Here is an 18,828-nt window from a genome sequence, read left to right as displayed (position 1 = left end):
CGATCATTCGAAAGCGACCACGGTCGCCGGGCTCTGGCTCGGCGACCGTGGTCGTTTCAGCGGCTGACCACTCAGCCCTGCCGATTCTTCGCATAGTGCTGCGCCACCGCCTGCTGGATGAGCGCAGCCCGCTCCGCTGCGGCCTTCGGATCCCTGTCGGCCGCCGGGGCGGTCCACTCGAACAGCGTCGCCAACTCCCCGTCGAGGAACATCTCCCGGCACCGGCTGCGCTGGATCTTGCCGCTGGAGGTGGTGGGGATCGTCAATTGATCGACGAGCAGCAGCTGCTGCGGCACGATGCCGTGGTGCTTGGCCAGCGCGGCGCCGGCGGCGGCAACCAGATGCGGTAGGTCGGTCTCGCGGATGCGCTGGCCGGCCACCTCCTGCACGACCACGAGCTGTTCGTCGGTGCCGGACTCCGAGGTGACCGCGAACGCGGCGCCGCGCCCGGCCAGCAGCACCGGGTGACATGACTGCACGCTCGCCTCGAGGTCGGCGGGGTAGTAGTGATTGCCCGTCAGGATGATCAGATCCTTGCAGCGCCCGGTGATAAACAACTCGCCGTCGTGCACAAAGCCCAGATCCCCGGTGCGCAGGAACGGGCCCTCTCGGGTCTCGGCCAGATACCCCCCGAACGTCTTCTCGGTGTCCTCGGGCTTACCGCGATACCCGGTCGCGACGCTGGGCCCGGCCACCCAGATCTCACCGACCTGGTCGGCGCCGCGCGGCCGACGGCTCTCCGGGTCGACGATGACGATGCGCTGGCCACCCCGCGGCCGGCCGCACCCGACGATGCTCACCGTGCCGTCGGCACCGGGATCGGCGTCGGCGACGCGGTCCTCGCCCAGGGCGGCGCGGTCGATCCAGCGGATCACCGGGGCGTCGCCGGACGAACCGCCCGACACCAGCAGGCTGGCCTCGGCCAGGCCGTACACCGGCATCAGAGCCTGCGGGCGCAAGCCGGCGTCGGCGAACGCCTCGGTGAACCTTCGCAGCGTCTCGGCGTGCACCGGCTCGGCGCCGTTCATCGCCGTGGTCAGGCAGGACAGGTCCAGCGCGGCCCGTTCGTCGCCGGTGCTGCGCTCGACGCACAGGTTGTAGGCGAAGTTCGGCGCGACGGTCGCCGTGGCGCGGTAGCGCGAAACGGTCTCCAGCCAGCGGAGGGGGCGGGCGATGAAACCGGCCGGTGACAACAGCACCGTGCTGCAGCCGACGTAGACGGTGCCCAGAATCCCGCCGATGAGCCCCATGTCGTGGTGCAGCGGCAGCCAGGACACCGCGAGGTCGTTCTCATCGCCGCCCCAGGCTTCCTCGATGGCACCCAGATTGTGCAGCAGGTTGGCGTGGCTCAGCACCACCCCCTTGGGCGCCCGGGTGGAGCCGGAGGTGTACTGCATCATCGCGGTCGTGGAGCCGTCGACATCCGGGGGTGCCCAGTTGTCGGCGTCCTCCAGCGGCGCATCCGGCAGCGCCCACTGCGGTGGCCGGCGGACCATGCCGTCGACGGCGGCCTTGAACCGGTTCTGCGTCTCGGCGTCGGCCAGCACGAAACCGGCGCGGGCATCGGGAACGATCGTCATCAACCGGGCCAGCTGATCCTGCACCGGGACCGCGACGGCGCCCGCATACAGGCAACCGAAGTAGGCGGCAATGCTGTCCAGGCCGGGGCGGCAGATCACCAGCACGCGCCGTCCGGCCGCGCCCCGGCGCTGCAGCCCCGCGGCGATCGCCCGCGCCTTGCGGTCGAGTTCGCAGTAGGTAAGCCGGCCGGCTTCCGTCTCGCCGTCGACGGTGAACGCGAACGCGAGCTTGTCGCCGTATCGATCGGATTGTCGACGAAGCAGATCCACCACGGAAGCCGGGTTGGGAGGCACGGGCTCAAAGATATCCGCCGCGACCGCGAGGGCAGCACCGGCAGGGCTTCGCGGACACGAAAAGGCGTTCTTCTCAGTATTTCCCTACTCTTACAGCCAGTTTCACTAAAGTGGACGAATGCGGATGTAAACGTAATGTGATTCTGCGTGACGCTGGGAGTTCAGAAAACGGCAGGTCAATGCGCCTGTCGGGCATCGGAGCGCTCACCCGGCCGGTGCGGTGCGTCACATCCACGCCCACTTGTGCCCTGAGTTGCTTCTAAGGTCTGTATTAGCTAACTTCACTTACGCCCTGCACGCGCCTGAAGGTGCGGCGACCCTTTCCGAGGAGATTGTTGATGCACCAAGCACTTCGTCCCTACGCCACCGCGGGTGTCGCGATCGTGGGCGCCGGCCTCGTCGCCGTCGTGCCGACCGTCGCGCCGGTATACACCGGCAACATCGCCCGAGACGTGGCGTTGACCGCCGACAGCTTCGGTCTCGCCGACTTCTTCACCCCGTTCGAAGCGGCCTACAACACCGCGCAGGACAACGTCGCGCGGATGATGGCCTCCTACAACGCGGCGCCCGACATCGGCTTCACCCAGCTCTCGTCCCGCATGTCGGAGTACCTGCAGAGCATGATCGACGACCCGTCGACCATCCCCGCGATGACCAACGCCATGCAGACCGACTTGAAGAACGCGTGGTCGTCGCTGACGCTGATGAACGCCGATCAGGACACCATCAACGACGTCATCCGCCACACCATGGACAGCAGCTATCTGCTCGGCAACCTGGCCGGTGGGCACGAAATCATCTTCAGCCAGGTCCCGGGCTTCCTGCCCGCCGACCAGGCCGAGACGCTCACCCCGATCATCAACTTCCTCGGGTCACCGATGAGCGCGGTCATGCTCGCCTCGGTCAGCCCGTTCATCGCCCCCGGCGTCGCGCTCGCCAACAGCCTGCAGGAGTTCAGCGACGCTCTGAAGGACGGTGACACCACTGCGGCGTTCCAGGGCCTGCTCAACATCCCGGCGAACATGTTCGACGCCTCACTCAACGGCGCCACCCTCAACCTCGACAGCCTGCTGCCGGCGATCAACGACGCCGGTCTCCTGCCGGGCGGTATGGAGATCACCCACCTGGACTTCGCCTTCGGCGGCTGGTTCAGCACCGGCGGCCACGTCACCGCCGACCCGATGCACGTGCTGGACCCCGACGGCAACGAGATCGCCCAGGCGCCCGCCTCGGGTGGGTCGATCTTCAACAGCATCGGCTTCGACATCTCCGGCATCCCGGTGGTCGGCGACCTGCACGCGCCGAGCGATGCGATCGGCCCGCTCGGCGCCTGGCTGGGTGTCTCGCAGGTGATCGGCTCGCAGCTTGGCTGGGGTTCGTGGAGCGGCAAGGACCCGGTCTTCAGCATCCCGGCTCCGGAGGGCTTCGTCGTCGATGACGGCACCGACGACGGCGGCGCGGGCAGCTCGATGGCCGACAGCTTCGCCTTCGGCGACCTGCTGGCTGACCTCGGGCTGCTCGGCTGATCCCGCCCCTCCCGCCTGAAATCCCCATAGCCGAACTTTTCACCACGAAAGGTCTTCCCATGACTCGTCGTTACACCCGCAACCAGACCGGTGCAGGAAAACTCCGGCACCGCAACCGAGCGATCGGTGCCGGCGGTGCGGCAGCAGCGTTCCTGGCCCTCGGGATGAGCCCGCTGGCCGGCGCGCCGCAGGCCCATGCCGACGTCGAGGACCTGTTCAATCTCGATTGGCTCACCGGCATCTTTCCGGCCGACGCCGACGCCGGCGCCGACGTCGACCCGGGGCTCGCGGCCTTCGACTTCTCCGGCTCGGCGGCCGCCTTCGACATGGGCAGCATCCTCGACCAGTGGTTCTACCTGCCGCTGCACGCCGGTATCGAGGCGTGGATCAACAGCGACTTCGGCGCGATGGTCAACAACTCCATCAACGAGATGGCCGGGCAGTACCTGATCGGCGACGGTGCCGCCGGAACCGCGGACAACCCGGACGGCGGTGACGGCGGTCTGTGGTTCGGCGACGGCGGTGCCGGCTGGAACAGCGACCAGGACGGCGTTGACGGTGGCAACGGCGGCAATGCGCTCGGCTTCTTCGGCAACGGCGGCGACGGCGGTTCGGGTGGCCTCGGAGCCGCCGGCGGAAACGGCGGTACGGGCGGGATCTTCATGGGCCACGGCGGCGACGGTGGCGCCGGGGGCGTCGGCGCCGAAGGTATCGCGGGCGGCACCGGTGGTGCCGGTGGCGACGCGGTGGCGTGGCTCCTCGGCACCGGGGGCACCGGCGGCGCCGGCGGTAACGGCGTCAACGGCAGCTTCGCCAACGGCGGCAGCGGTAACGGATCCAACGGCGGTAGCGGCGGCGCCGGCGGACGCGGCGGCTTCACCTACGGCAACGGTGGTGACGGCGGGCAGGCCGGGGCCGGCGGTGACGGCGCCGCCGGCACGGCTGACCACGTCAACGGCGGCAACGGCGGTTCCGGCGGCACCGGCGGTGCGGCCGGCAGCAACTTCTGGGAGCACGGCCAGGCCGGCATCGGAGCCAATGGTGGCGCGGCCGGCAACGGTGGCGACGGCTTCAAGGATGAGAACGGCAACTACCTCGGTAACGGCGGGGCCGGCGGGGCCGGCGGCGCCGGCGGCGGCAGCGGCGATCCCATGAGCAGCACCAGCGGCGGTGTCGCCGGCAACGGTGCCGCCGGCGGTGTCGGTGGCGACGGCCTCAAGGGCGGTAACGGCGGTGCCGGCGGCGCCGGCGCTAACGCCGGTGATGGCAGCGGGGGCACCGGGGGTGTCGGTGGCGCCGGTGGCGCCGGTGTCACCAACGGTGGCAACGGTGGCGTCGGTGGTGCCGGCGGCGCCTCGACCGGATCCCACGTCGGAGCTGCCGGTGGTGACGGCGGCCGCGGCGGTGACGCCAGCGGCGCTGTCGGTGTCCAAGGCGTTGCCGGTAACGGCGGCAACGGTGGTACCGGCGGTGCCGGCGCCAGCGGGCCCGCGGGCGCGGGCGGCAACGGTGGCGCAGGCGGTAACGGAGCCACCGATGACGACACCATCCAGACCTTCGGCGGCAACGGCGGTAACGGCGGCACCGGTGGTGCGCCCGGTAGCGGCGTCGGCGGTACCGGCGGCAACGGCGGCGCCGGCGGTAACGGCACCGTCGGCGCCGGCGGGGGGCTGCTCTCTGGCAACCACGCCCAAGGCGGTAACGGTGGCGCCGGGGGCGGTACCGGCCTGACCGGTGCGGGAACGGCCGGCAACGGCGGTGACGGCGGTGCCGGCGGTAGCGGCACCGGGTGGCGAGACGTCAACGGCGACCACTTCACTGCGGGCACCGTCTACAGCGTCGGCGGCAACGGCGGCAACGGCGGAGCCGGGCCGTCCTCCACCGCCGGTACTGGCGCTACCGGCGGCGACGGCGGTGCCGGCGGCAACGGCGCGACCACCGGCGTGAGCATCGGCGGTAACGGCGGCAACGGCGGTAGCAGTGCAGTCGGTGTCGGCGGTTCCGGCGGTAACGGCGGCAATGGCACCGCGAGCGGCGGTAACGGCGGTAATGGTGCCGGCGGTGGCGCCGGTGCGGCCGGCGGCGCGGGTGGCAACGGTGGCAACAGCGCCGGAACTGCCGTGCCGACCAACAACATCGGGGTTGCGCCCAGCCACGCCGGTAACGGCGGCAACGGCGGTACCGGCGGTAGCGGCGGGGTCGGTGGCGCCGGAGGCAACGGCGGTAACGGCGCCCTCGCGGCCGACGGCGGTAAGGGCGGCAACGGTGGAACCGGTGGAACCGGCGGCGGCACCGGCGGGGCCGGCGGTAACGGCGGCACCGCGGAGGCCGGCAACGGTGGACAGGGTGGCACTGGCGGCACCGGCGGTAGCGGTACATCCGGCAGCGCAGGTGAGTCCGGCAAGACCGCCACGGACACCGTCGCCGGGACCGCGGGCGGCAACGGCGCCAACGGTGGGGCCGGCGGCACCGGCGGCGCCGGCGGTAACGGCGGCGCGTCGAATACCGGCAACGGCGGCAACGGCGGCGCCGCGGGTAAGGGCGGCAGCGGCGGCACCGGTGGGGCCGGCGGTGCCGGCGGTGTGGACAGCGCCGGCAACGGCCTGGCCGGCGGCAATGGCGGTGACGGCGGAGCCGGCGGTGCCGCGGGCACCGCGGGCCAAGGCGGCGCCAGCACCAGCGGCACGGCCGGTCAGACCGGAGCCAGCGCCGTCGACGGCAACGGCGGCACCGGTGGCCGGGGTGGCGCCGGCGGGGCGGGCGCGGCCGGGACCGCCGGCAGCACCTCGGCGGGTGCCGGCGACGGTACCAACGGTGGCGCCGGCGGCGCGGGTGGCAATGGCGGTACCGGCGGCACCTCGGGCACCGGTAACGGCGGCACCGGCGGGGCCGCTGGCGCCGGCGGTAAGGGCGGCGCCGGTGGCGCCGCGACCGGCGCGGGCAACACCGCGGGTGACGGTGGCACTGGCGGTACCGGGGGCACCGGCGGCACCGGTGGTGCCAGCACCGGCGGCGGTACCTCCGGCAAGGGCGGTGCCGGGGCGGCCGGTGGGGCCGGCGGTGCCGGCGGGACCGGTACCGACGGCGCCGCGGGCGGTGACGGCGGTGACGGCGGTCATGGTGGCGACGGTGGGTCCGGCGGTGCCGGGGCGGCCGGCGGGGCGCTCGGCAAGGGCGGTGCCGGGGGTGCGGCCGGCACCGGCACGCCGAATGGCACCTCGGGCACGGCCGGAGCCGACGGCAGCGTCGGCGCGGCCGGGTAGTCGCCGGCAAACAACGACACGGCCGTCGGGTCTGAACAGGACCCGGCGGCCGTGGCCGTTTGCAGCTGCCCTACTTGAGCAGCGCGGCGATCTTCTCCTCGTGGCTCGCCGGTTCCGGCAGTGCGTCGAGCGGCTCGGTATGCGGCAGCCGCACGTCCGGATCGGCGAACGGTCGGTAGGTCTTGTCGCCGGCCAGCTGGGCCAGCAGATATCCGGTCAACAGGGCGCGCACCCGCCGCTGGGTGCGCCGATCCGAGGTCGGCAGCCCGAAGAACCCGCTCAGCCGACCACCCTGCGGCAGCCCGGCCGGCGACGCCTTGGTGATCACCCGCAGCGTCGCCGACCGCCAGGCATGCGCCAGCTCGACCGCGTTGGAGCGCAGTGCCGTCGAGTCGCCCGGGCCGCTGAACACCACACCGGGCACCTCCAGCGCCGCCGCGGCCTGCTCGGCAGCGGGGCTGGTGACCGTCGGGAAAATCGACACCACCGCTTGGGGTTTCAGCGATAACCCGGCGGCGGCGAATACCGCCGCTGAACCGCCGAAACCATGGCCGGCCACCGCGAGCCGGCCGCGGTCGATGCTGATCCGGCCCGGCCCCAACCGGATATCGGTGGCGATATCCAGCGCACGGCCCAAGTCGGCGGCCGATTCCAGCACCGACGGCGCCAGGCCGCGCCCGGTGTCCGGGGCCGCAGCCACAATGCCCCACGACGCCAAGTGCTCCAGCAGGCCGGCGTAGCGGTCGGCGCGGGTCAGCCAGTCATGGCCGAACGCCACCGCGGGAAGCCGGTACCCGGACGCCGGGGTGTAAACCACACCGGCCAGCCCCGCATAGGCCAGATCGCCGCGCAAGACGCGGTGCGGGCCCGGACGGTTCAATGCGCTGTACAGACGCTTGATGCTCGCCACTCGATGACGTTAACGCAAGAACGTATCGCGGAGCGGCTCGACGGTCATGGCCTGGCGAAAGTCGTGGAACTCCCCGTCGCCGTCACGGCCGGGCAGCGAGGAATATAGAGATACCCCAGCCCTGCACTACCCTGAACAGCTATGTGCGGAATCGTCGGCTACGTCGGGCAACGGCCCGCCCGCGAGGTCGTCGTCGAGGCACTGCGGCGCATGGAATACCGCGGCTACGACTCCGCCGGAATCGCGGTCGTCGACGGTGTCGGACAGCTCACTATCCGCCGCCGCGCGGGCCGGCTGGCCAACCTCGAAGCCGAACTGGCCGCTACCGATCCGGTCCTGTTGACCGGCGGCACCGGGCTGGGCCACACCCGCTGGGCCACTCACGGCCGCCCCACCGACCGCAACGCACACCCGCACCGCGACGCGGCCTCGAAATTCGCCGTGGTGCACAACGGCATCATCGAGAATTTCTCCGCGCTGCGCGACGAGCTGGAGCGCGAGGGCGTGGAGTTCACCAGCGAGACCGACACCGAGGCGACCGTCCACCTGTTGGCCCGCCAGTACCGCCACGGCGACACCGCCGGGGATTTCGTGGCCTCGGCGCTGGCGGTGCTGCGCCGGCTGGAGGGGCACTTCACGGTGGTGTTCGCCCACGCCGACGAGCCCGGCACCATCGTGGCGGCGCGGCGCTCCACCCCGCTGGTGGTCGGCATCGGCGAGGGCGAGATGTTCCTCGGTTCGGACGTGGCGGCGTTCATCCCCTACACCCGCAACGCGATCGAGCTGGGCCAGGACCAGGCGGTGGTCATCACCGCCGAGAGCTACCGCATCACCGACTTCTCCGGCCAGGACATGACCGGCACTGCTCGCCCGTTTCATATCGACTGGGACCTGTCGGCCGCCGAAAAAGGCGGCTACGAGTACTTCATGCTCAAAGAGATCGCCGAGCAGCCCACCGCGGTGGCCGAGACTCTGCTCGGTCACTTCGAGGACGGCCGGATCGTGCTCGACGAGCAGCGGCTCTCCGATCAGGACTTGCGTGAGGTCGACAAAGTGTTCGTGGTGGCCTGCGGCACCGCGTATCACTCCGGCCTGCTGGCCAAGTACGCGATCGAACACTGGACGCGGCTGCCGGTGGAAGTCGAGCTGGCCAGCGAATTCCGTTACCGCGACCCGGTTCTGGACCGCAGCACCCTGGTGGTGGCGATCAGCCAGTCCGGCGAGACCGCCGACACCCTCGAAGCCGTCCGGCATGCCAAGGAGCAGAAGGCCAAGGTGCTGGCGGTCTGCAACACCAACGGCTCACAGATCCCGCGCGAGTGCGACGCGGTGATCTACACCCGGGCCGGACCGGAGATCGGCGTCGCGTCGACCAAGACGTTTCTGGCCCAGGTCACCGCGAACTATCTGGTCGGGCTGGCACTGGCCCAGGCCCGGGGCACCAAATACCCCGACGAGGTCGAGCGCGAGTACCGGCAACTGGAGGCGATGCCCGACCTGGTGGCGCGGGTGCTCGACGGGATGGAATCGGTCGCCGAGCTGGCGCGGCGGTTCGCGAAATCGAGTGCTGTGCTCTTTTTGGGCCGGCACGTCGGCTACCCGGTGGCACTGGAAGGCGCGCTCAAACTCAAGGAACTGGCCTACATGCACGCCGAGGGCTTTGCCGCCGGTGAGCTCAAACACGGCCCGATCGCGCTCATCGAGGACGACCTGCCGGTGATCGTCGTGATGCCCTCGCCGAAGAACGCCGCGATGCTGCACTCCAAGCTGCTCTCCAACATCCGCGAGATCCAGGCCCGCGGCGCAGTCACCATCGTGATCGCCGAGGAGGGCGACGAGACGGTGCGGCCCTACGCCGATCATCTGATCGAAATCCCGGGAGTGCCAACGCTTTACCAGCCGCTGTTGTCGACCATCCCGCTACAGGTGTTCGCCGCCGGGGTGGCGCAGGCCCGGGGTTACGATGTCGACAAGCCGCGCAACCTGGCCAAGTCGGTCACCGTCGAATAGGGGAACTCTCGGTGTTGGGACGATTGCTGGCGGTGGTCTGCGCCGCGGTGGCGATGCTCGTGCCGGTACCCAATGCCGTTGCCGCAAACGAGGTTCCCGACCTCAATCCGCTCATCGATGACAGCGGACCGCTGCCCGGCACTGTCAGCGACCTCACCGGCATCCCGGATCTGGCGTTTACCACCCCCTCGGGCCTGGCCTGCCGGAAGAGTCGTGGGAAAGTCACGCACAGCGTGGCGTGTGCCGGGAATTTCGTGGGAGCGCCGCCGGGAACCCGCAGCGTGAGCCTGGGCACCGTCTATGCGGACGGCAACGGTCCGGCGCAGTTTCTGCCGATGGCGCCCGCCGGGCTCCTCGGCGATCCGGCCAAGGTTCCGTCGATCATGCTGGTGCCCGGCCACAAGATCGTCTTCTGGGATTTCTCGCCCACCCAATCGCTGGTCTGTGGGAGTCCGCTGGGCACCGAGGTGGTCTGCGTGCTCCAGGCCGCACACGAGAACGGTGCCAAGAACGGTGCCCCGGCGGTAACGCACGGATTCGTCATCGCGGCACCGCACAGCGAAGTCTTCTAACGCGGCACAGATTCGGCGGCAGCGCCGGAATTCGATTGCAGCCGCTCGATTCGGGTCGTGTGTACTTCGAAAACTCGGCGGCAAGCACGGCCGCGATGAGACGATGCAGCCGTTGTCGTCGACCATCCAGAGTGAGGGAGAGCAGCCTTGCCCAATGGCGATCCGGTTGTTCACGTCAACCGGCCCAGGCTACTTCTGATCCTCGGCATGACGGTCTTCTTCGTCGCGTCCTATCTCGTCACCCTCGCGCTGTATGAGAGAGCGGGATGCGGCTGCCCGCGCCAACTCACCGACGGCCAGGCGGCGGCCGACGGAACGACGGTGACCATCGACATCGACGATCTGCAGACGGTCAAGGGCACGCTGACCGGCAAGGTCACCATCACCCCCGGACCTGACCTGGTCGATCCAGCCACCCATGGGCTCCGGGACAACCTCAGCATCGCCGTGCACTCTGCGGTCACCCCGACCAAGCGCACCTGGACGAAAGGCATGGTGCCCGGGGTGTTCCCGGTCCCGTTGACGGTCTCCGGCAACTCAGCGAATTGGCCGTTCGATCACTACCAGACCGGGCCGATCACCGTCGACGTTCTCCGCGGCGATGCCACGACGCCGGAACGGATGTCGGTGACGTTTGTCGACCATATCGCCGGCTGGAAGAACGAGATCGTCAGCGACCGTGACGGCGGCAGCGGCCCCTACCGGGTGACGCTGCACCGGTCACCGAGCACCATGGCTTTCGGTGCCGTGCTCGTAGGCGTCTTGATCGCCCTGGCCGCGGTGGCTGTCGTCGTTGCAAACCTGACATTCCTGGGCTGGCGCAAATTCCAGCCGCCGATGACGACGTGGTATGCGGCAATGCTTTTCGCGGTGATCCCGCTGCGCAACGCCCTGCCGGACGCGCCGCCGATCGGATCCTGGATAGACGTCACGATCACCCTCTGGGTGATCGTTGCGCTGGTGATGTCGATGCTGCTGTTCATCTACTGCTGGTGGCGTGACCTGAAACCCGAGCCGGCCACGGGCGTCGTCACGGATGCCGGGCAGTGACGCCACCGTCGACGACGATCTGGGTGCCGGTGACGAACGACGCCCGCGGCGACATCAAAAACGCCACCGCCTGGGCGACCTCCTCCGGTTGACCGATGCGTCCTAGGGGCGCGGCGGCGACGAACCCGGCCGCGACCTCTTCGACGTCGAGGGCGATCTGCAGCATCGGGGTTTCGATGAAGCCCGGGCACACCGCGTTGACCCGGATGCCGGCCGGGCCTAGTTGCGCGGCCATGGACCGGGTCAACCCCAGCAGGCCGGCCTTGGAGGCGCAATAGGCCGGGATGAACGGATTCGCGGTCAACCCCTCGATGCTGGAGATACCGACCACCGCCGGATGGCCGCCGGCCCGGGCTACCGCCTCCAGGTGCGGCAGCATCAGCTGCACCAGCATGGCCTGGGCACGCAGGTTGACATCCATGACGGCATCCCAGGAGTCACCGGTGTAGGCGCCGACCGGTTCCGGGGCCACCCGCCCCGCGGCGTGTACCAGCCCGTCGATCCCGTCGAGCGCCTCGGCCGCGGCAGCGACCGCCGCAGGCATCCCGGCGTCATCGCAGACGTCGACCACCGCGCCGGGCATGCCCAAGCCGTCGGCCACCTCCTGGACGCCAGGTGCGATGTCCCATAACGCAACCCGGCGCCCCTCGGCGATCAGCGCCTGCGCGCACGCGCGGCCGATTCCCGATGCCGCACCGGTGATGACGACTCCGCTCAACTCTGGTCTCCTTTGGCGATGATGAACTGCGTCCAGTCCGGTTCGCGCACCGCCGACCAGTATTCGTCGAGCCGCCAGGGGCTGACGGTGTGGATCTCGCCGTCGGCGTTCTTGAAGTAGGAATGCTTGACCGCCGGGTGCGCCCACACGGTCTTTTTGATCTCCTCCTGGGTGGCCCGATGCCATTCGGCGGCGGCCTGGGCGGTCGGCTCGATCGAGTGCAGCCCCTCGCCGGCGATCTTGGCCAGGCAGGCATCGATGTAACGCATCTCCAACTCGGAGTTGAAGATCAGGCTGCCGCCGTGTGCCAGGTGGGCGCCGGGGCCATAGAGCAGAAAGAAGTTCGGGAAGCCGGGCACGGTGATACCCAGATAAGCATACGGCCGGCTGCCCCACAGCGTGTGCAGATCGGTGCCGCCGCGGCCGGTGACGCGCATCGGCCACAGCACGTCGGTGTGCCGAAACCCGGTGGCGTAGACGATCACATCCACGTCATGGTGGACACCGTCTTCGGTCTGGACACCTTGAGGCGTGATCCGCTCGATCCCGGTGCGCACCAGGTCGACGTTGTCGCGCTGCAGGGTCTGCAGCCAGGTGCCGTTGTCCTGCAGGGTGCGTTTGCCGGTGGCCGGATAGTCCGGCAACACCTTGGCCAGCAGCTCCTCGTCGTCGCCGACCTGAGCGGTGATCCAGCCGGTGAACATCTGCCGGGCCATGGCGTTGATCTCGCTGACCGCGTAGTCCTGGTCGGGATAGGTCGGGTCCACCCGGGCGGCCTCCAGGCCCTTGTCGGCGCCGGGCCACAGCAGCAGGAACCGGTACCAGCGGCCGTAGAACGGCAGGTGCTCCAGTGCCCAGCGCACGCCGTCGCCGACCGCGTCGTGATACATCGGGTTGGGGAACATCCACTGTGCGGTGCGCTGAAACACCGTGAGGTGCTCCACTTTTCCCGCGATCGCCGGCGCGATCTGGAAGCCGCTGGCGCCCGCGCCGATCAGCGCCACGCGTTTGCCGGTCACGTCGACGCGGTGATCCCAGGCCGCGGAGTGAAACGCCGGGCCGGCGAAGCTGTCGGCGCCGTCGAACTCCGGCAGGTGCGGCCGGTTGAGTTGGCCGACCGCGGTGATCACCGCTCGTGCCTGCAGCTGGTCGCCCGCTGCGGTGGTCAGCGTCCAGGTGCCGGCGTCGTCGTCCCAAGCCGCCGCGGTGACCTCGGTGTTCCACCGGATGTGGGCATCCAGGCCGTGTTTGGTGATCAGGTCGCTGAAATAGGCCTGCAGTTCCGGCTGTTCGGCGAAGTAGTGCCCCCAGTTGTTGTTGGGCGCGAAACTGAAGCAGTAGAAGTGGTTGGCCACATCCACCCGGGCGCCCGGGTAGGTGTTCTCCCACCACGTCCCGCCCGGGCCGGCGTTCTTCTCGACGATGGTGAAGGGAATACCCGCGTGTGCCAGCCGGATTCCGGCCAGCACACCCGATTCCCCGCAGCCGATCACCACGACCGGCAACTGCGCCGCGCGGTCTCGATCCAGCGGTGCGGGCCGCCGCGGGTCGGCCCCCTCCAGATCGAGTTCTTCGGCGAGTAGGCCCAGGTAGGCATCCGGCACGGTTTCGCAGGCCGCCCAGTCCATCATCTCTTTGATGAGCGCGGCGGGCAGCGGAGCGGGCTGCGGACAGCCCCGGTCGCGATAGTCGACGATCACCGGCAACGCCTCGGCGCGGGCGCGTGCCTTGTCCTCCTCGGACATGAAGCCCTGGATCTCGTTGAGGAAGATGCCGTTCTGCTTGAACTCCCGGATGAAGCGGGGATCGCCGGTGATGTGCACGCACGACAGCAACAGGGTGGGGATACTGACCTGCTCCAGCGCGGCGGCGATCTGCGAAGTCGGGGTGGTGAACGGTTCCCCGGCGTAGCGGTTGCGCACCAACTGAAGCCCTTTCCATCGATCCGCTACTGTGCGTCGCGAAATTGAATCGGACGATACGCCAGGGATCGTGGCCGATCAAGGGTAGGGGTGCCCTTTAAGCTGCCGCGTCGATCTTCGCCGTTATCGAGTCGAGGATCGTCTGCGCTGCCGCTGCTGGACCTGTGCGGGCGCACGTCGCGACGCGGACGACAATGTTGTTGCGTACGGCCATCATGGATCGGCACGACCAGTCGTTCTGCTCGGCGTTGACCGCGGTGGCAGCGATTGCACGATCGGAGGCGGTGACTTCGGTGATGACCCAGAGTTGGCCCGTGTATTCCGTCGCGCTGGCCGGTTGGCCGTTGACGAGATCTCCGGCGCATTTCCGCCACGCATCGCTCTGCTTGACGTAAAAGGTACGGGCAGCGTTGGCGTGCGGATAGGCGGCTACCGACAGCGAAACATGATTCATCAATTTCACCGAATTGGCGGTTTCGGGCGGGTTGTTCCAGTGTTGCCAGCGGATAGCAGTCCAGCCGGAGCCCACGTAGGCCCGCGAGGAAACGGCGACGACTCCTTGGCAATCGGCGTCCACCAAGTCTTCGACGTCAATGCCCTCGCCGTGAGCGACGAGGTCGACGCCGGGGGCAGCCGCCGCGGAGGCGACGAAACCCTTGTCCGGCAACAGGCCTTCGAGGGCGGAGACGGGGACCGGCGCACGCTGATGCGACGTTGCCGGCGTCGATGTCGTGCTCGGGGATTGCGCAACGATCTCGTGCCCGTCGTGGCGGGGGAGGATCACGACGAGCGCCACGACTACTGCCGTCAGCACGCACACCAACCCCAGCAGCGCCCAGAGCAGTCGACGGTTGCCGTGGGGCGGCCGACCCGGCGGCATCGGTGGCCAGGACGGCGGCACGTGACCGCCCGACCACGGTGGGACTGGCCCGTTCCAAGGCGTAAACCGCGTCGGGTCGTAGGGGCTGGGAGTCGGACCGTGCGGCTCGTTCATCGCTGAGCCCGCGCTACCGGGGCCGGCCGGACCGCAGGACTTGATGGACTGGCGGCGATCTCGGGGGACTGCTCGGGCGAACAGTGCCGCGGCGTTGCGGTTGCGCTCCTTCTCACGCTGCCGCGTCGATCTTTTGGTTGACCGCGTCGAGGAGCGTCTGCGCTGCCGCTGCTGAATCTGTAAACCCGCACACGCTGATGCGGACAACGATGTTGTTGCGTACGTTCAGCGTGTGCTGGCACGACCAGCCACCGCCGCCTTCCCTGGTCAAGGTCGTTTTGAGCACCCCATCGGCGTCGGTGACGACCCCGACCGACCAGAACTGGTCGGGCGCGTCCTTGACAGCGGATATGCGGAAATTGATATTGCGGCCGGAGCACTTATGCCACGCTGCGCTCTGCTTGGTGTAGAAGGTGCGGGCCGCTTCGGCCTGAGGATAGGTCGCTACCGACATCAGGACTTCGTGCACCCACTCGGGTGGATCAGGTTCGGCGGGACTGTTCCACCGCTGCCAGCGGATAGCGGTCCAGCCGGAACCGGCATAAACCGGCCCGGCAACAGAGGCAATCCCTTGGCAGTCGGCGTCCACCATGACGTCGGTGTCTATAGCCGCACCGTCGTTGACGAGGCCAATGCCCGGGTCGCTCACTGCGTCGCGGACGACGTCCTTGGCAGGGAGCAGGCCGTCGAGGGCGGACACCGGCAGCGGTGGCTTGTCGCCGGACGTCGCCGATGAGGCTATCGCGCTGGATCGCGCAGGCTCGTGCCGGTCGCGGCCGACGAGCGTCACGGTGAGTACCACGGCGGTCACGGTCAGCACGCAGACCAGCCCCAGCAGGACCCATATCAGCCGGCGGTTGCCGTGCGGTGGCGGGCTCGGCGGCATCGGCGGCCAGGGCGGCGGCATCTGACCGCCCGGCCCCGGCATCATGGGTCCGCCCATCGGCGCAAACTTCGTCGGGTCGTGCGGGTTAGGAATTGGCCGGTGCGGTTCGTTCATCGGTGCACCCCATCCCGTCGGTGCCGGTCGCAAACGGACGGCCTGATTCAGGAGACGGTAGCAGTGGATGGCCCACAACAACCGGTCATGTAACGCTGTACGCCGTGACCGACGTGAAAAGCCGCCTGTCGGCGGCGTGGCATTTCGTGCACAACGCCCCGCTGACCTACCTATGGTTGGCGGTGCTGGGGGTCACCACCGTCATCCAGCACATGGTCGGCCGGCGACTGCACACCATGCTCGTCGAGCAGTCCACCAACCTGCACCACCTGGCCACCGACCCACTGGAGGTGCTGGTCTCCAGCCTGCTGTGGATCGACGGCAAGGACTGGTCGCCGTATCTGGTGCTGTTCACGCTGTTTCTGGCGCCCGCCGAGCATTGGCTGGGCCACCTGCGCTGGCTGATGGTCGGGCTGATCTCCCATGTCGGTGCCACCTACGTCAGCGAGGGCGCCCTGTACGTGCTGATCCACCTGCACGAGGAATCCGAACGGCTGACCTACGCCCGCGACATCGGCGTCAGCTACTTCCTGGTGGGCGTGATGGCGGTGCTGACCTACCGGATCCGGCGGCCATGGCGCTGGGGCTATCTGGCCGCGCTGGTGGTCATCTTCACCGTGCCGCTGGTGCTCAACCCCGATTTCACCGCGATCGGTCACGCGGCGGCGGTGCTCATCGGATTGGCCTGTTATCCGATAACGCGACACGCGGCGCGGTAGTTACCGTTGTAGGCACATGTAGGTACTTTCTCGGGAGGCGCTGATGGCGACGGTGTCGATTCGTGAGTTCTCCTACAACCCCAGCGCGATGTTCGCCCGCGCCGAGAACGGCGAAACGCTGGAGATCACCCGGCACGGCAAGGTGATCGCCACGCTGAGCCCGGCCCCGCCGAAGAAGCGCAGCCGGATCGAGGAACTGGAGGCGTCCGGGGCACTGCATCGGTCGGGGAAAACGCTGGCGGACCTCGATACGTTCACCCGGATCAAGCTGCCGGAAGGTGCCCCCGATCCTCTCCACGCCTTGCTCGAAGATCGCTACAGCGAGAGCGACTGGGAGCGCGACTTCCGGGAGGAAGTGGAGGCCAGGGGTAAGGCGTCCGGCGAGAGCAAGCCGTGATTTATCTGGATGCGTCGGCTCTGGTCACTCTCGTGACCGAACGTCCCAATGCGGCCGAGCTCGGTGAGTTTCTTTCGGCTCACGCCGAGTTTCGCGGGGCCACCAGTACCGTCGGTCTCATTGAGACGGTGCGCAACTGCGATCAGATGGGCAGCTTCCCAAGCCTGATGGACGAGCTTCTGCGTGACTACGACGAGCTGGAGGTCACGTCCGACATCCGCGACCGGGCCGCGACTCTGCCTGGCCGCCTGAGAGCCCTCGACGCCATCCATGTCGCGTCAGCGCAGGCGCTCGGACCGGATCTGATTGCCCTCGTCACGTACGACCAGCCGGTGGCAACCGTCGCCCGCTCGCTCGGCCTTCCGGTCGCCTCGCCGGGTATGGAAGTCTGATCGGTAATGCGGCACTACTACAGCGTCGAGGCGATCCGCGCCGCCGAGGCGCCCCTGCTGGCGAGCCTGCCTGACGGCGCCCTGATGCGCCGGGCCGCCTTCGGCCTGGCCACCGCGATCGCCCGGGAACTCACCTCCCGCACCGGCGGGGTGGCCGGCCGCAGCGTTTGCGCGGTGGTGGGGTCCGGCGACAACGGCGGTGACGCGCTGTGGGCGGCCACGTTTCTGCGCCGGCGGGGCGCGGCGGCCACCGCGATCCTGCTCAACCCGGAGCGCGCCCACGCCAAAGGGCTGGCGGCCTTCAAGCGGGCCGGCGGCCGGATCGTCGAAGCCGTGCCGCCCGCAACGGATCTGGTGATCGACGGGGTGGTCGGGATCTCCGGGCGCGGCGCGCTGCGCCCGAACGCCGCCGAGGTCTTCGCCGGCGCCGAGGGCATCCCGGTAGTGGCCGTCGACCTTCCCAGCGGCCTGGACCCGCACACCGGCGCGGCCGATGGCCCGGCGGTGCACGCCGCGCTCACCGTCACTTTCGGCGGCCTCAAACCGGTGCACGCACTGGGGGACTGCGGCCGCGTCGAACTGGTCGATATCGGCCTGGACCTGCCGGCCACCGATATCCACTCGTTGACCGCGGCCGACGTCGAGGCGTGCTGGCCGGCGCCGGGCCCACGCGACGACAAGTACACCCAGGGCGTCACCGGGATCCTGGCCGGCTCGGCGACCTACCCGGGCGCGGCCATCTTGTGCGCCGGCGCGGCGGTGGCCGCCACCTCCGGCATGGTGCGCTACGCCGGAAGTGCTGCTACCCAAGTGGTTTCGCACTGGCCCGAGGTGGTCGCTGCGCCCAGCCCGGCGGCCGCCGGGCGAGTGCAGGCCTGGGTCGTCGGGCCGGGACTGGGCACCGACGAGGCGGGCGCCGCGGCGCTGTGGTTCGCCCTGGGCACCGACTTGCCGGTGATCGTCGACGCCGACGCGTTGACCATCCTGGCCGCCCACCCGTCACTGGTGGCCGACCGACAGGCCCCGACCGTGCTCACCCCGCATGCCGGCGAATACGCCCGGCTGGCCGGGCACCCGCCCGGGCCCGACCGGGTCGGCGCGGCACAGGAGTTGGCCGAGAAGTTCGGTGCCACCGTGCTACTTAAGGGCCACGTCACCGTCATCGCGGACCCCGGCGGTTCAGCGAGGCTCGACGGAGGAGAGGCGAAGCTGGGACCGCCGCACCAACACCGCGGCCCGGTCTATCTCAACCCGGCGGGCGGATCCTGGGCGGCCACCGCCGGCTCCGGCGACGTGCTGTCCGGGATGATCGGCGCTCTGCTGGCGTCCGGACTGCCCGCCGCCCAAGCTGCTGCCGCTGCCGCGTTCGTGCACACCCGCGCTGCTGCGGCCGCGGCCGCCGACCCCGGACCCGGCGACACCCCGACGTCGGCGTCGCACATCCTGGCTCACATCCGCACCGCCGTCGCCGAGTTATAGGA

The 18,828-nt window shown here is 69.5% G+C and carries 15 protein-coding genes; 9 read left to right on the top strand and 6 right to left on the bottom strand.

The genetic code is table 11. The features are described 5' to 3' along the window. Window positions 1–71: 71 nt before the first annotated feature. Window positions 72–1,874, bottom strand: a complete 1,803-nt coding sequence (locus A5694_RS08580) for a fatty acyl-AMP ligase (protein WP_064921405.1) — start codon at window positions 1,872–1,874, stop codon at window positions 72–74. A 338-nt stretch (window positions 1,875–2,212) separates the two neighbouring features. On the opposite strand from A5694_RS08580, the gene gjpA reads away from it, so the two are divergent. Both gjpA and A5694_RS24015 read left to right on the top strand, forming a co-directional pair. Then, on the top strand, window positions 2,213–3,400 hold the full coding sequence (gene gjpA / locus A5694_RS08575) for an outer membrane porin GjpA (RefSeq protein ID WP_082952580.1): 1,188 nt from the start codon (window positions 2,213–2,215) through the stop codon (window positions 3,398–3,400). Between the two features lie 59 nt (window positions 3,401–3,459). Next, entirely contained in the window at window positions 3,460–6,663 is a 3,204-nt protein-coding gene (locus A5694_RS24015) for a PGRS repeat-containing protein (RefSeq protein WP_064921403.1), read from the top strand. Between the two features lie 70 nt (window positions 6,664–6,733). Here the strand turns inward: A5694_RS24015 and A5694_RS08565 are convergent, their stop codons facing one another. Then, window positions 6,734–7,573, bottom strand: a complete 840-nt coding sequence (locus A5694_RS08565) for a dienelactone hydrolase family protein (RefSeq protein ID WP_064921402.1) — start codon at window positions 7,571–7,573, stop codon at window positions 6,734–6,736. Window positions 7,574–7,714: 141 nt separating this feature from the next. Here A5694_RS08565 and glmS point away from each other — a divergent pair, with 141 nt between their 5' ends. The 3 genes from glmS (at window position 7,715) to A5694_RS08550 (ending at window position 11,205) form a co-directional block, all read left to right on the top strand. Further along, on the top strand, window positions 7,715–9,583 hold the full coding sequence (gene glmS / locus A5694_RS08560) for a glutamine--fructose-6-phosphate transaminase (isomerizing) (RefSeq protein ID WP_064921401.1): 1,869 nt from the start codon (window positions 7,715–7,717) through the stop codon (window positions 9,581–9,583). An 11-nt stretch (window positions 9,584–9,594) separates the two neighbouring features. Continuing rightward, the gene (locus tag A5694_RS08555) at window positions 9,595–10,155 is read left to right on the top strand and encodes a hypothetical protein (protein WP_234786384.1); all 561 of its coding nucleotides are present in this window, start codon (window positions 9,595–9,597) and stop codon (window positions 10,153–10,155) included. Between the two features lie 207 nt (window positions 10,156–10,362). Continuing rightward, entirely contained in the window at window positions 10,363–11,205 is an 843-nt protein-coding gene (locus A5694_RS08550) for a DUF4436 domain-containing protein (protein WP_043335614.1), read from the top strand. On the opposite strand, the gene A5694_RS08545 is transcribed toward A5694_RS08550, so the two are convergent. From A5694_RS08545 to A5694_RS08530, 4 genes are all read right to left on the bottom strand, one after another. Further along, window positions 11,186–11,923 carry an SDR family NAD(P)-dependent oxidoreductase gene (locus A5694_RS08545; RefSeq protein WP_064921400.1) on the bottom strand — a complete coding sequence of 246 codons (738 nt, stop codon included), beginning with the start codon at window positions 11,921–11,923 and terminating at the stop codon, window positions 11,186–11,188. The genes A5694_RS08550 and A5694_RS08545 overlap by 20 nt on opposite strands. Next, window positions 11,920–13,845: a flavin-containing monooxygenase gene (locus tag A5694_RS08540; RefSeq protein ID WP_064921422.1), complete on the bottom strand. Its 1,926-nt coding sequence runs from the start codon at window positions 13,843–13,845 to the stop codon at window positions 11,920–11,922. Before A5694_RS08540 ends, A5694_RS08545 begins: the two co-directional genes overlap by 4 nt. Window positions 13,846–13,942: 97 nt before the next feature. After that, on the bottom strand, window positions 13,943–14,641 hold the full coding sequence (locus A5694_RS08535; protein WP_234786385.1) for a sensor domain-containing protein: 699 nt from the start codon (window positions 14,639–14,641) through the stop codon (window positions 13,943–13,945). A 310-nt stretch (window positions 14,642–14,951) separates the two neighbouring features. Continuing rightward, window positions 14,952–15,839, bottom strand: a complete 888-nt coding sequence (locus A5694_RS08530; RefSeq protein WP_234786386.1) for a sensor domain-containing protein — start codon at window positions 15,837–15,839, stop codon at window positions 14,952–14,954. A gap of 113 nt (window positions 15,840–15,952) precedes the next feature. Here A5694_RS08530 and A5694_RS08525 point away from each other — a divergent pair, with 113 nt between their 5' ends. From A5694_RS08525 to A5694_RS08510, 4 genes are read left to right on the top strand one after another with little or no spacing between them, the layout of a single operon-like run. Then, window positions 15,953–16,558, top strand: coding sequence for a rhomboid-like protein (locus A5694_RS08525; protein WP_234786387.1), 606 nt, complete (start codon window positions 15,953–15,955; stop codon window positions 16,556–16,558). 43 nt (window positions 16,559–16,601) lie between these two features. Next, a complete protein-coding gene (locus tag A5694_RS08520; protein ID WP_064921396.1) occupies window positions 16,602–16,955 on the top strand; it encodes a type II toxin-antitoxin system Phd/YefM family antitoxin in 354 nt (117 codons plus the stop codon). Then, on the top strand, window positions 16,952–17,347 hold the full coding sequence (locus A5694_RS08515; RefSeq protein ID WP_064921395.1) for a type II toxin-antitoxin system VapC family toxin: 396 nt from the start codon (window positions 16,952–16,954) through the stop codon (window positions 17,345–17,347). Before A5694_RS08520 ends, A5694_RS08515 begins: the two co-directional genes overlap by 4 nt. 6 nt (window positions 17,348–17,353) lie before the next feature. Then, on the top strand, window positions 17,354–18,826 hold the full coding sequence (locus tag A5694_RS08510; protein ID WP_064921394.1) for a bifunctional ADP-dependent NAD(P)H-hydrate dehydratase/NAD(P)H-hydrate epimerase: 1,473 nt from the start codon (window positions 17,354–17,356) through the stop codon (window positions 18,824–18,826). Window positions 18,827–18,828 lie beyond the last annotated feature (2 nt).

This window comes from Mycolicibacter sinensis (genome assembly GCF_001667945.1).
In the GTDB taxonomy this organism is placed as follows: Bacteria; Actinomycetota; Actinomycetes; order Mycobacteriales; family Mycobacteriaceae; genus Mycobacterium; species Mycobacterium sinense_B.
The sequence above is the reverse complement of the archived record's forward strand: the minus strand, read 5'-3'. Positions and strand labels throughout refer to the sequence as shown.